The organism is Sporomusa sp., assembly GCF_035561155.1.
GTDB lineage: Bacteria > Bacillota > Negativicutes > Sporomusales > Sporomusaceae > Sporomusa.
This window is the reverse complement of the sequence record NZ_DATMYD010000087.1, coordinates 92,218-105,394: the sequence shown is the minus strand read 5'-3', so window position 1 is coordinate 105,394 and position 13,177 is coordinate 92,218. Positions and strand designations below refer to the sequence as shown.

Genomic DNA, 13,177 nt, shown 5'->3' with positions numbered 1-13,177 from the left:
TTTGCTTTTTATAGCTTTAGAAATATAAATCTCTCACGCCTGCTTCAATCTCTTTTAAGCGCTTGGCGGTAGCTTCCCTGGTTGCAGCCACAGGTATCTCGGTCAGGTGCTTTTGAATAGTGACTTCACCTATTTCTCTAATCGAGGGGTCGGCGTAGTCGAGGAGATATTCTTTGAAAGTTAAGAGGGCATTTGGCAAGCAGACATTTTGAATTTCGCCGCTTTTGGCGAGGCTCATAAATCTGTCGCCGGTACGGCCTTGCCGATAGCAGGCTGTACAGTAGCTGGGGACAAAACCTTGCTGACAGAGCATGCTGACAATTTCCTGAGGAGAACGGTTGTCGCCGGTCTCAAACTGAAGGCCTTTAGCTGGGGCGTTAGTTACCTGCTCTTTGTAAACCTGATGGTAGCCACCGACACCTGTGCAGGAACCGGCACTAATCTGGGATACGCCATATCTAATGAGTTCATCCCTAAGTTCAGAAGACTCACGGGTTGATAAAATCATACCAGTGTAAGGAACAGCCAATCGAATAATGGCCACGATCTTTTTGAAATCTTCATCGCTGACTAAATATGGAAACTTAGTCAAGTCCATCCCGCTGGCCGGACGTATACGGGGTACTGAGATGGTATGAGGGCCAACACCTTGGGTTTTGTCAAGATGTTCGGCATGAAGGAACATAGCAACAGTTTCAAATTTATGATCATAAAGCCCATAGAGTACGCCAATACCGACATCATCAATGCCAGCCTGCATAGCCCGTTCCATGGCAGTTGTGTGCCAGTTGTAGTCGCGTTTAGGGCCGGTAGGATGTAGTTCAGCGTAGGTGGGGCGGTGATAAGTTTCCTGAAAAAGTATATAGGTACCGATTTCTACCTCTTTTAGCTTGCGGTATTCTTCAATGGTAGTAGCCGCAATATTAACATTAGCGCGGCGGATACTGCCGTTGCCGTCTTTAATGCTGTAAATCTGACGAATGGCATCTACTACGTAGTCAATCGTACAGTTGACAGGGTCTTCACCGGCCTCGACAGCCAGGCGCTTATGTCCTAACGATTCTAGGATTTCGACCTCTTCTTTGATTTCGTCAAGTGTCAGCCGGCGGCGGAGTTGTTCTGAATTGCCGGCGCGATAGCCGCAGTAGGTACAGTTATTTATGCAATGACTAGAAATATAGAGAGGGGCAAATAATACAATCCGGGTGCCATAGATAGCCTGTTTAACATCGGCTGCTGCTGCAAACATTTCGGTTTGTAAGTCAGCGTCAGTTACTTCAAGCAGAACGGCGACTTCGGCGGCAGATAAGCCGTGATACTCGCGAGCCTTAGTAATAATGGCCCGGACATAATCTTTATCCTGGGACTTTGTTTTAGCCTCGTCAAGAAGTTTGTAAATTAAGGCATCATCAATAAATGCATCAGAGGTACGTTGGGCGTTATCAATCATTTTTTTTCTCCCCTTTAGCTGCCGCTTCTCTGGCAGTAAGGGCCGATTTGACAGTAACGCCGGGAAGGTTGCCAAGTTTGCCGGTAAGCGCCCCCACCTCATCAGTGGTGCCCTCAATAATCAGGGCAATAACGCTGACCTCTGCATCATGCCGGGGAATACCCATACGGCCAATAATAATCTTACTGTAATCGCTAATGATGCAGTTAACTTTATCAACGATACATTTGGGATCGTCGATCACTATGCCGATTACTCCGATACGTTTAGCCATGAATTATTCCCTCCATCTTCCTGAGCGTAGGCTTCAGGCCCTTGCTTCAGACTGGCGACAATATTTAGTATCCTTGACAGGGCGGTTTGCCACCATGTCTCAGACCCATACATCTTACCTATGATTATACATGATTTTGTGAAAAATAAATATAATTAATTTTCCACATTTCCAGAAATTTCATTTATTATTTGTTGCATACTCGAATATTCTTGCCAATGTCTTGTCTCTGAGGGTGTCGACGCCGCTAAAATTAATATTTGGCACATAATAAGTTTCAAGTTGATCATGTAGTTTCTTAGCCTCATTGATATATGCCCCAGCCTTGCCAAAAAACTCCCAAAACGCGGTACGATCATAATCGGTTACAGGTTCTAAACGGTGGATCATTTCCTGATCAAGACACTCATTCATATTGATAATGGCTGTGGCGCCGTATGTGGACAGATTATGCGGCGGAACAGAGGTAATAAGCGCTGCGCTTAATGCTGGTATGATTATGTGTTCCACCTTAAGTGGATCAAGCGGGCAGTGATAGGTTTCAATATCCAGCCCCTTAGCTATGGCAGTTTCAGCTACCTTATCCAACAGTGTCGCTTTGCCTGTGCCGGGAAAGCCTGTGAGGATATAGCGGTATGACAGGTCAACCGCGATTGAATCAATATAATTTACCGGGCCATCGGGGGTGATGGCAGAAGCAAACAGTTTGCGGTTTTTGCCGTGGCCTACAGTGGTTACATTGGCAAAAAGTTTTTCGATAAGCTCAGCCGCTTTTTGGTTGGCTAGCTTATAATTCATAGCCTCATTATTTGCGGCTTCCCAGTCGTCATATACCGCTTTGGCAGCTCTCAGCATACGGTAGGCACGCTGGAAACGCTTACTGATTTCTTTAGTACAGGTTAGGATACTGGTTTTGTTATTGACCAGTTTACTCTCATTCCAGTATTCGCCCAGGTTAAGGATTTCGTCAACACAGCCTGGGTGCTTAGGGTCAACAATATGGGGCGCAGTGCCGTCTATGAGGGCAACGCTAAGAACAGGTATGACTAGGCCATCCAAAGAATTCGGATCACTTGAGCAGTGGTGGTGCTCGACAGAAAACCCGCGTTCGATCATTGCCTGGCTGATTTTTTTCATAAAAGTCGATTTACCGACACCAGGTCCGCCTTTCAGTAGGAAAATTCGCCCAGCATCAACAGGTATTACGTAATCGTAATAGGAGAAAAAGCCTTGGGGGGTATTACCGCCAGGGAACATATGCTTAATTTTTCCTCCAGCCATTTTTATCCTCCCTTTTGTGGCATTTTGTTACTGCCGTCTCTCTACAATGTATGATTCATGCGGCACGAGTATATCTTTCCTTTTTGCAGGTAATAATACCAATGTATACCAAATGTAACGGAGGGATGGTTTTGCAGCAGCGTTTAGCCAGCTACCTGGGCATTGATGTCGGCTCAGTAAGCACTAACATTGCCGTATTAGATACCAGCGGACAAGTACTTGATACCCTTTATGTAAGAACCCAGGGACAGCCGATTGCGGCTGTGCAGCAGGGGCTTAAAATAATAAAAGAGCGTAACAAGGCGCTTGAGGTTAAGGCAGTAGGCACAACAGGCAGCGGTCGTCAGTTGGCAGGTGTAATGGTAGGGGCCGATGTTATAAAAAATGAAATAACAGCCCACGCAGTGGCCGCTATGCATGTTGCACCAGATGTCAAAACGGTTGTAGAAATCGGCGGGCAAGATTCCAAACTGATTATTATTCGTGACGGCGTTGTCACCGACTTTGCAATGAATACTGTTTGCGCGGCTGGAACAGGTTCTTTTCTTGACCAACAGGCAGCAAGGCTTAATATACCAATAGAAGAATTTGGCGGCAAGGCGCTGGCGTCAACAACGCCGGTCAGAGTAGCCGGACGCTGTGCAGTTTTTGCCGAGTCGGACATGATTCACAAACAGCAGACAGGCCATCAGATATGCGATATAGTAAACGGTTTATGTCATGCGCTGGCGCGCAACTATGTCAATAATGTCGGCAAAGGGAAAGACATTAAAGGGCCAGTGTTGTTTCAGGGTGGGGTGGCTGCCAATCAGGGGATGAAACGGGCGTTTGAAGAGGTACTGGGCTGCCAAGTGATTATACCGCCCTATTACGATGTTATGGGGGCGATTGGTGCCGCACTCTTAGCTAGGGAAGCCGTAGCCAACAAACCAACCGTCTTCCGGGGGTTTGAGATTATTGACTATACCTACTTGCCGCGAAGCTTTGAGTGTGGTGGTTGTCCTAACATGTGCGAAGTCGTTGAAATCAGTATGAACGACCAGATGGCCGCGCGCTGGGGTGACCGCTGCGGCAAATGGGGTTGCTAGGAGGGAATGGTTTGCTGGAAGCAGTACGCATTGGGCTACCACGTGGGCTTTTATACTATGAGTATGGGAGCCTGTGGAAGAACTTTTTTGAAGCCCTCGGCGCCCAGGTGGTTGTATCAGATGAGACCACAAAAGAGATGCTTACTACCGGCGGGGTACTTGACGAAGTATGTTTGCCGCTTAAGGTGTATGTCGGCCATGCCGCCAGTTTGGCAGGTAAGGCCGACTGTCTGTTTGTGCCTCGTGTTGTAAGTGTTGCTCGCCAGATGTATACCTGCCCGAAAATGATGGGCTTGCCTGACCTTATCCGGAGCAATCTTAGCAATATACCTGAGCTTATTGATACCAATGTCAGCCTCCGCCAGCGCAGTGGTAGTTTATTTGATTCAGTTATCAGTACCGGCTACCGGCTAGGCCAAAGCAAAGTCGCCAGTCTTGGCGCGTGGTACTGGGCTTGGCGACAGGCGGGTGTAAAGCAACCTGTAGTGATAGACATTCCAGGGCTGCCTGCGGATGCTGTACGGGTTGGCTTGATTGGGCACTCTTATCTTATTCAGGATAAGTTTATCAGCATGAATGCCAGAGACAAACTCACCGCTATGGGAATGGCTGTCATTACGCCTGATCAGGTACCAGCGCGACAGGCGCAACTGGCCGCGCGCAATCTTGATAAAGAAATTTATTGGTCATATTGTCACCATTTGGCGGGAACATCGCTGGCGCTTATCAACGAAAAGGCGGTTGACGGACTGATTTTCATGACTTCCTTTAGTTGCGGCCCGGACTCGATGATTTGCGAAATGATCAAGCGCAAAGCCGAGGCCGGTAGTATTCCCTTTATGCTGCTAAATCTTGATGAACATACTGCTGAGGCCGGATTCCTTACCCGGTTAGAGGCGTTTGCCGATATGCTCAAACGGAGGAACCGCCGATGATTGTCACTTTTCCTCACATGGGTCCCCTTTATGTGACTATGAAAAGCCTGTTAAGCACCCTGGGGCTTACCGTAATGGCGCCTCCACCCATCAGCAAGAAAACTGTGGAAACCGGCGCAAGGTATGCGCCGGAAACAGCCTGTCTACCACTTAAGGTGACCTTAGGTAATTATATTGAAGCCCTGGAATCCGGGGCTGATACCATTGTTACCTGCGGCGGGGTAGGGCCCTGCCGGTTAGGCTATTATGCCCAAGTCCAGCAGGAAATCCTAAAAGAGCTTGGTTACAAATTTACTATGGTAGTAATTGAACCTAATGTCTTTGATGTTTTTAAAACAATCCGGCAATTGGCGCCTGGTGCAGGTGTACCGTCCGTATACCGTGCTTTTACGCTGGCCGGTGCAAAGATGAGTGCTCTTGATACGTTAGGTGACGTGCTGCGTCAGGTACGGGCCACAGAACAGTTCCCAGGAACAGCGGATGCCGTTTATCAGGAAGCTGTTGCAGAAATAGAGGTTGCATCTGATCCACGGGTCATGCCGGAGATTGGCGATTTTTATCGGGAAAAGTTGCTCCAGGTTGAGCAAAATGGAAAGGTGCCGCTTCAGATCGGGCTTGTAGGCGAGATTTATGTGATGCTTGAAACCTTTGTTAATCAGGACTTAGAACAAAGGCTTGGTCAGCTAGGCGCTCATGTCCACCGGACTATGTCATTGACTGACTATGTCCGGACACATTTGTTGAGAAGCAAGCCCTATTTGATTAAGTATAATGAAATCGCCAAAGCGGCTGCACCCTATCTTGGTCATGGTGTAGGCGGTCATGGTCTCAGAAGCGTTGGGGCTACAGTAGATATGGCAAACCAGGGGTTTGACGGTATTATGCATGTTTTTCCGTTTACCTGTATGCCTGAGGTGATTGCCAAAAATATCTTGCATCAAACCAGTAATGATCATGGCATACCGGTGCTCTCGCTGGCATTTGACGAGCAGTCCGGGGAAGCCGGAGTGGTCACTCGTTTGGAAGCTTTTATTGATTTACTTAATTACCGGCGTAAGCTGTGATTCATATCACTAGAGAGATTTGGTGAGTATGTTATACTATAGAAAAAAGGGGAGAGCAGAAAATGAATAAAGTTACCAGAAAGATTGTCAAGATTAATAATGACTTGTGTACCGGCTGTGGTCAGTGTGTGTCGCCCTGTGCGGAAGGTGCAATAGAGCTTGTTGATGGTAAGGCACGGGTACGCCGCGAAGAATTGTGTGACGGCGCCGGATTTTGTCTGGGTGTGTGCCCGACCGGGGCTCTTACGTTAGAGGACCGCGAAACCGTAGCTTTTGATGAGGAAGCTGTGCATGAACACAAAAAAACACTTGCCGATAAACCCGAATATAACGTAACAATGAAATGTTCGTTGTGTGGTATTACTGAGCATGAGCGGCCGCTGCTGCCTATCAAGAGCAAGGGTGAGAGTGACTGGGTGTGTGTGCGGTGTGTGCCCCGTCTGATTCACGGCTAAATTGTATAAATATATTATGTCTGTTGGCATATCCTACCTGTAGCGGGTAGGATTTTTGTTTTTTGTGTAGAATAACTTTTACTTTGATCTTTTGTCACTCCAATTTTACTGCAGACCGGGAGTGATAATAAACTGTATAACTGAGGTGATTTTGATGCATATTGTACTGGTAGAACCGGAAATTCCCGGCAATACCGGCAACATTGCCAGACTATGCGCGGCAACCGGATGTGAATTGCATCTGGTAAAACCGCTTGGATTTTCTATTGAAGACCGGTATTTGAAACGGGCAGGGCTTGACTATTGGCATTTGGTCAAAGTGCATGTACACGAAAATTTTGGCGAAGTACTTGCGCTCTATAAAGGTCATAAGATTTATTTTAATACGACAAAAGCCAGCAGGTGTCATAGTGATATTGTTTATCAGACTGATGATCTACTGGTGTTTGGCAAAGAAACGGCCGGATTGCCGCAGGAATTACTAGCGGCTTATCCGGAAAACTGTATCCGCATCCCAATGCTTGACGATGCCAGGTCGTTGAACTTGTCTAACGCCGTGGCCGTTGTAGTCTACGAAGCGCTTCGGCAGCAAGGTTTTGCCGGGCTCAGATAACCCAAAATTAGGGATGGTGATTGCATGTTTGCACAATTTGGACCGGCGGGGAATCCTGACGCGTTTTATGAAGCAGGATTCAAGGCTTCGGCTGATATGCCAGAGTGGCTGGCCGGTCTGAGTCTAAAAGCATATGAGTATCAATGCAGCCGTGGGGTACATGTCGGGCAAGCTACTGCTGAACTGGTGGGAAAACAAGCTGCCCACTACGGCGTTAAGCTTAGCATCCACGCGCCATATTATATAAGTCTGGCCACCGAAGATGAAACTATCGCCGGTAATACCCTGCGGCATTTTCAGCGGTCGCTTGAGGTTGCAAAATGGATGGGCGCTGAACGGATTGTATTTCACATAGGCGGTCCTGGTAAGGGCGGAGACCGTCGGCAGGCTATGGAAAGGGCTAAGAGCCTGTTTGCGCAAGTGTTGGAGCAGGCTGAGCGTCTGGGATTGACAGGGCCGTTACTGTTGCCTGAGACTATGGGTAAACAAAATCAACTGGGCTCGCTTGACGAAGTACTTGAGCTATGCAAACTGGCTGATTGGGTACGGCCGGCTGTAGATTTCGGGCACTTGCATGCTCTGACCGGCGGGGAGTATACAACAAGTCAGGAGTTTGCCGCTGTATTTGATAAAATAGCTGAAACACTGGGGGAAGCGGCTGCTCAGAACCTGCACATCCATTTCAGCCGGATTGAGTTTACCAAGGCCGGTGAGCGACGTCACTGGACGTTTGCTGATCCCTATGGGCCGCCGCACGAACCGCTACTTGGGATCATTGCTGAGCGGGGTTATACGCCGCGGATTATTTGTGAGTCAGCTGGCACCCAGGCCCAGGATGCCATAACAATGCAGGAATTTTATAAAGGTCTGTTGAAAAAAGATTTTTAATCGTATAAGCACAATAAATCACGCATAAGATAGATGGTGAATAAATGGAGGAATTGCTAATGAATGTGCATGACAAAGCCCATGATCTGGGAAGGGCGCTGAGAACTTCTGAGGAATACCAGGCATTTTTGACTGCAAAACAGCAGCTTGACAGTGATGCAGCAAGTAAAAAGATGGTGCAGGATTTTTTCAAAAAAAAGCTGACTGCCGAGTATGATTTAATGGCTGGTAATCCTGAAGATAAAGAGAAGTCAGAGGAGCTGCAAAAGATGTATGAACTTATTGTTCTTAATCCGAAGGCTCGGGACTTCATCCACGCCCATATGCGTTTTCAGCAAATTGCGGCTGATATTTATAAAATAATTGGCGATGCGGTCGCCGAAGGAATGGATTTATTTGGCAAAGAATGAGATGTTGGTTACGATGCCTGTGGAGTTTGCTGCCGAATTAGAAAAAACTATTCCCCCGGAACGGCTGCTAGTTGATGAACCTATGTCTAAACACACTACCTTCAAAATCGGCGGCCCGGCTGATTACCTGGTGTTTCCTGCAGCGGTTCAAGAAGTAGCCTCTGTGCTTGATACGGCCAAACAGTATGGGGTACCTGTTACTGTGCTTGGCAATGGTTCTAATGTGCTGGTATTAGACCGGGGTATCCGCGGTCTTGTTGTTAAGTTCGGCCCGGAAATGGGCTATATCAGGCATAGCGGCAGTACTCTTTTTGCCGGCGCTGGTGCGCTATTGGCAGATGTATCAAAGTATGCTGCAACAAATAACCTGACAGGTTTTGAGTTTGCCATTGGCATCCCAGGCAGTATCGGCGGTGCGGTATTCATGAATGCCGGCGCTTACGAGGGTGATATGAGCCAAGTAGTGCAAGCTGTTACGGCAGTATGCGTGAGTGGCGAACTCAGACGTTTTACGAGGGAAGAGCTAAAGTTCGGCTACCGGCACAGTATATTTCAGGAAAATGACTGTCTTGTCTGTGAAGTAGAATTAGGGTTATCTGAAGGTGAAGACAACTCTATTCGTGGCCTGCTTGATGACTACACAACCAAGCGGGAAAGCAAGCAGCCGCTGGAAATGCCCAGTGCCGGCAGCACATTTAAGCGACCACAGGGTTATTTCGCAGGAACTCTGATTGAGCAAGCCGGACTCAAAGGCACGAGTGTTGGCGGTGCGCAAGTTTCCACAAAGCATGCCGGCTTTATTATTAATGCTGGCGGGGCAACGGCTCAAGACGTGCTGGCGCTTATTAGTAAAGTACAGGATAGTGTTTATAAGCAGTTTGGTATTTCGCTGCATCCTGAAGTAAAGGTATTGGGAGAAGAATAGGACAGGTACTACATAATAATCTTAAAACCGGAGCGAATGCTCCGGTTTTTGCTATCTCTGCAGGAAAATAGCCGGATGTGTAGAATTTAGAAAATTAAGAGGTTTCTAAAATTCAACAGAAATGACAAACTCTCATTAGAAGAATGCTAAAAAAAGGAGACAAGCTTATGCGTTTAACATTTTTAGGGGCTGCCGGAATGGTAACCGGATCCTCCTACCTTTTAGAGATTGGGACAAAAAAGTTTTTAGTTGACTGTGGGATGTTTCAAGGATCAAAAGCTATTATTGCGCTAAACAGACGACCATTCAGCTATAACCCAGCTGATATTGACGGGGTACTCTTAACCCATGCCCATATTGACCATAGCGGCCTTATACCCCGCTTGTGCAAATCAGGTTTTAAAGGACCCATCTACGCCACCAAAGTAACAGCAGAACTGTGTAGTATTATGTTGCCTGACAGTGGTCATATTCAAGAGTTTGATGCTGAGATTGCCAATCGAAAGGGGCAGCGCGCCGGCCACAAACCGGTTGAGCCACTCTATACTGTAGATGAAGCCTATGCCTGCCTGAAACAGTTTTCCCCGGTAGCTTATAATACTGAGGTAAAACTCTCAGAAGAGGTTACGATTTCATTTAGGGAAGCCGGTCATATTCTTGGATCGTCCATGATAGAAATTTGGGTAACCGAAAATGGCGAAACGGCTAAAATTCTATTTTCCGGTGATTTGGGTCAACCTGACCAGCCTATTATCAAAGACCCAACCATGATTGCCCACGCCGACTATGTCATTGTTGAATCAACATATGGGGCCCGTAAGCATGATCCAAGCGATCCTGTTGAATTGTTAGCCAAATATATTAATGACACTGTAGAAAAAGGCGGCAATATCATAATTCCATCGTTTGCCGTAGGCCGCACGCAGACACTTTTGTATCACCTGCATACCTTATTTAAAGGCGGTCTGATTCCTGATATGCCGGTGATTATCGACAGCCCGCTGGCTATTTCTGCGACAGATATATTTTTGAAAAACTCGCAGGAATATGATAAAGAAGCCTATGATATGCTGTACAAAGACCATGACCATCCGCTTCGCTTGCCGCAATTGACTTATACCAAGACGTCTGACGAGTCCAAGGCTATCAATAAGCTAGGCCGCCCGGCCATCATCATTTCGGCTAGCGGCATGGCCGATGCTGGCCGCATTCTTCACCACTTAAAACATAATCTATGGCGGCCTGAGAGTTCAGTTCTGTTTGTCGGCTATCAGGCTCAGGGCAGCATGGGGCGCAGGCTGTTAGAGGGTGTCAAAAAAGTAAAGATTATGGGCGAAGAGATTAGTGTTAAGGCCAAGATTTACAACCTTGACGGTTTTTCAGCCCATGCGGACCAGGATCAGCTGATGACCTGGTTGGGTAAGTTTGAAACTAAACCGGCGAACATCTTTATTGTGCATGGCGAAGAAGACATGTCAGAACCCTTTGCGCAGCTCATTAATGAAAAGTTTGGAATTTCCACATATATTCCGCATTATGGCGATTCAGCCATGATTGCTGGACGTGACTGGAAAATTGAGCCTTCTACCGTAACTGCTGTTGAACCTGCAGTCCAGCAGCTTAGAGATTATCTTGCTGAAATGGAGAAAGAATACGCCGAATTGCGGCTCAAGCTCGAAGACTCGGTCGCTACAAACTCTGGCAAACTCCCGGATGCGCTCAGTCGTGCTGATAAAATTCGGGCGTTTACTAAAAAGATGCTGAGTGATTTATCGTCCTGAAACCGAGTGTAAAGTAAAATTTAATTTGACATATGCTAACTGGTATAATATAGTGAATTGTGCATGACACTACAAAAGGGTGCAAAATAGCATCCTTTTGTTCATTATAGGGAGGACAATCATTTTATATGGAACGCAAAGACTTACGTAATATTGCCATCATAGCCCACGTTGATCACGGTAAAACGACTCTGGTAGATGCCATGCTTAAACAAAGTAATGTATTCCGCGCCAATGAACACGTAGCTGAACGCGTAATGGATTCAAACGATCTTGAACGCGAGCGCGGTATTACCATCTTATCCAAGAACACCGCGGTAATGTACAAAGAAACTAAAATTAACATTGTTGATACCCCCGGTCACGCTGATTTTGGTGGTGAGGTTGAGCGGGTACTCAACATGGTTGACGGCGTACTGCTGTTAGTAGACGCTTTTGAAGGCCCAATGCCTCAGACTAAGTATGTACTGAGAAAAGCACTGGAACAAAAACTTAAGCCTATTGTAGTTATTAATAAAATTGACCGCCCTGACCAGCGGGTAGAAGATGTTGTTGATGAAGTGCTGGAACTGTTCATTGAGCTTGAAGCCAATGATGAGCAGCTTGATTTCCCGGTTGTGTACGCCGCAGCCAGGGAGGGTGTTGCTAAAATGGCGATGGCTGACGATAGCGACAATCTGCAACCGTTATTTGAATGTATTGAGAAAACCATACCTGCCCCGCGGGGTGAGATTGATGGACCACTCCAGGTTATGATAACCACCCTTGACTATGATGATTATGTTGGACGGATTGCTATCGGCCGGGTTGTTAGAGGCCGTATTGCTGGCGGTCAAAATGTTGTTATTCTCAACGGCGAGACGGAAAGTAAGGCTAAAATCGGTAAGGTGTACATTTATGAAGGCTTAAAGCGCACTGAGGTTAAAGAGGCGGCATTAGGCGACATCATTGCTATGATTGGCCTAGAGTCAGTCAATATCGGCGATACCGTGGCTGACACTGAGAACCCGGAGGCATTGCCTACAATCAGAATTGACGAGCCAACATTGTCCATGGTGTTTGCCGTCAATACCAGCCCATTTGCCGGACGTGAGGGTCAATTTGTTACTTCCCGCCACGTTCGTGACCGTCTGTTCCGTGAAGCAGAAACTAATGTCAGTTTGCGGGTAACTGAAACAGATAGTGCCGATTCTTTTGAAGTGGCTGGTCGGGGCGAACTGCATTTATCCATCTTGATTGAGACAATGCGTCGTGAAGGCTATGAGCTGCAAATCGGCAAACCTCAGGTAATCTATAAACAAATTAACGGTAAGCGCTGCGAACCGATGGAGTTTTTAACAATTGATGTGCCGCAGGAATTCATGGGCGCAGTTATGGAATCACTGGGCACCCGGCGGGCCGAGCTTGTCAACATGGTCGAACTGGCCGGATACTTACGGATGGAATTTATTGTTCCGGCCCGGGGCCTGATTGGCTTCAGATCAGAGTTCCTGACCAATACGAAAGGCAACGGTATCATGCACCATGTTTTCCATGGTTACGTGCCATACAAAGGGGATATTCCCGGTCGTACCCGGGGGGCGCTCGTGGCCTTTGAAGATGGCGAGACTACAGGTTATGGTATTAACAGCATTCAAGACAGGGGCATTATGTTTGTTGTTCCTGGGCAAGCTGTGTATCAGGGGATGATTGTAGGGGAAAACGCCCGCGAGATGGATATGGACGTCAACCCATGCAAGAAAAAGCATGTTACTAACATGCGGGCCAGTGGTACTGATGACGCGGTTCGCCTGACACCGCCACGGATTTTGAGCCTTGAACAGGCGCTTGAATACATTAACGACGATGAAGTAGTGGAGGTTACGCCGCAAAGCACCCGCCTGCGCAAAGCAACTTTGGACAGGCATCTACGCGGACGCGAACGGAAAAAAGAATCACAGTAATAGCGTAAGCAGAAGCGAGATTGCTTCACGTTCTGAGAGCGTGGCAATCTCGTTTCCTCAATTTCGTTTA

At 47.2% G+C, this 13,177-nt stretch carries 13 protein-coding genes; 10 read left to right on the top strand and 3 right to left on the bottom strand.

Annotation, left to right across the window (positions count from 1 at the left end; genetic code table 11):
* Positions 1 to 16 precede the first annotated feature (16 nt).
* The 3 genes from hydG to VN447_RS11975 form a co-directional block, all read right to left on the bottom strand.
* Positions 17 to 1,450 (bottom strand): [FeFe] hydrogenase H-cluster radical SAM maturase HydG, encoded by a 1,434-nt coding sequence (gene hydG / locus VN447_RS11985; protein WP_325525592.1) that lies wholly within the window; start codon positions 1,448 to 1,450, stop codon positions 17 to 19.
* Positions 1,443 to 1,724, bottom strand: coding sequence for a TM1266 family iron-only hydrogenase system putative regulator (locus VN447_RS11980; RefSeq protein ID WP_325525591.1), 282 nt, complete (start codon positions 1,722 to 1,724; stop codon positions 1,443 to 1,445). Before VN447_RS11980 ends, hydG begins: the two co-directional genes overlap by 8 nt.
* 180 nt (positions 1,725 to 1,904) lie before the next feature.
* Positions 1,905 to 3,005: a PRK06851 family protein gene (locus tag VN447_RS11975; protein WP_325525590.1), complete on the bottom strand. Its 1,101-nt coding sequence runs from the start codon at positions 3,003 to 3,005 to the stop codon at positions 1,905 to 1,907.
* A 131-nt stretch (positions 3,006 to 3,136) separates the two neighbouring features.
* On the opposite strand from VN447_RS11975, the gene VN447_RS11970 reads away from it, so the two are divergent.
* The 10 genes from VN447_RS11970 (at position 3,137) to typA (ending at position 13,107) form a co-directional block, all read left to right on the top strand.
* Positions 3,137 to 4,093: an acyl-CoA dehydratase activase gene (locus VN447_RS11970; protein ID WP_325525589.1), complete on the top strand. Its 957-nt coding sequence runs from the start codon at positions 3,137 to 3,139 to the stop codon at positions 4,091 to 4,093.
* Positions 4,094 to 4,104: 11 nt separating this feature from the next.
* The gene (locus VN447_RS11965; RefSeq protein ID WP_325525588.1) at positions 4,105 to 5,028 is read left to right on the top strand and encodes an acyl-CoA dehydratase activase-related protein; all 924 of its coding nucleotides are present in this window, start codon (positions 4,105 to 4,107) and stop codon (positions 5,026 to 5,028) included.
* Entirely contained in the window at positions 5,025 to 6,092 is a 1,068-nt protein-coding gene (locus tag VN447_RS11960; protein ID WP_325525587.1) for a hypothetical protein, read from the top strand. Before VN447_RS11965 ends, VN447_RS11960 begins: the two co-directional genes overlap by 4 nt.
* A gap of 62 nt (positions 6,093 to 6,154) precedes the next feature.
* Entirely contained in the window at positions 6,155 to 6,547 is a 393-nt protein-coding gene (locus VN447_RS11955) for an ATP-binding protein (RefSeq protein WP_325525586.1), read from the top strand.
* A 154-nt stretch (positions 6,548 to 6,701) separates the two neighbouring features.
* The gene (gene trmL, locus VN447_RS11950; RefSeq protein WP_325525585.1) at positions 6,702 to 7,160 is read left to right on the top strand and encodes a tRNA (uridine(34)/cytosine(34)/5-carboxymethylaminomethyluridine(34)-2'-O)-methyltransferase TrmL; all 459 of its coding nucleotides are present in this window, start codon (positions 6,702 to 6,704) and stop codon (positions 7,158 to 7,160) included.
* A 24-nt stretch (positions 7,161 to 7,184) separates the two neighbouring features.
* Entirely contained in the window at positions 7,185 to 8,048 is an 864-nt protein-coding gene (locus tag VN447_RS11945) for a TIM barrel protein (RefSeq protein WP_325525584.1), read from the top strand.
* A 59-nt stretch (positions 8,049 to 8,107) separates the two neighbouring features.
* Positions 8,108 to 8,458 carry a YlbF family regulator gene (locus VN447_RS11940; RefSeq protein ID WP_325525583.1) on the top strand — a complete coding sequence of 117 codons (351 nt, stop codon included), beginning with the start codon at positions 8,108 to 8,110 and terminating at the stop codon, positions 8,456 to 8,458.
* A 1-nt stretch (position 8,459) separates the two neighbouring features.
* The gene (gene murB, locus VN447_RS11935) at positions 8,460 to 9,383 is read left to right on the top strand and encodes a UDP-N-acetylmuramate dehydrogenase (RefSeq protein ID WP_414714906.1); all 924 of its coding nucleotides are present in this window, start codon (positions 8,460 to 8,462) and stop codon (positions 9,381 to 9,383) included.
* Between the two features lie 167 nt (positions 9,384 to 9,550).
* Positions 9,551 to 11,164, top strand: coding sequence for an MBL fold metallo-hydrolase (locus VN447_RS11930; protein ID WP_325525582.1), 1,614 nt, complete (start codon positions 9,551 to 9,553; stop codon positions 11,162 to 11,164).
* Between the two features lie 128 nt (positions 11,165 to 11,292).
* Positions 11,293 to 13,107, top strand: coding sequence for a translational GTPase TypA (gene typA, locus VN447_RS11925; RefSeq protein WP_325525581.1), 1,815 nt, complete (start codon positions 11,293 to 11,295; stop codon positions 13,105 to 13,107).
* The last annotated feature ends 70 nt before the right edge of the window (positions 13,108 to 13,177 follow it).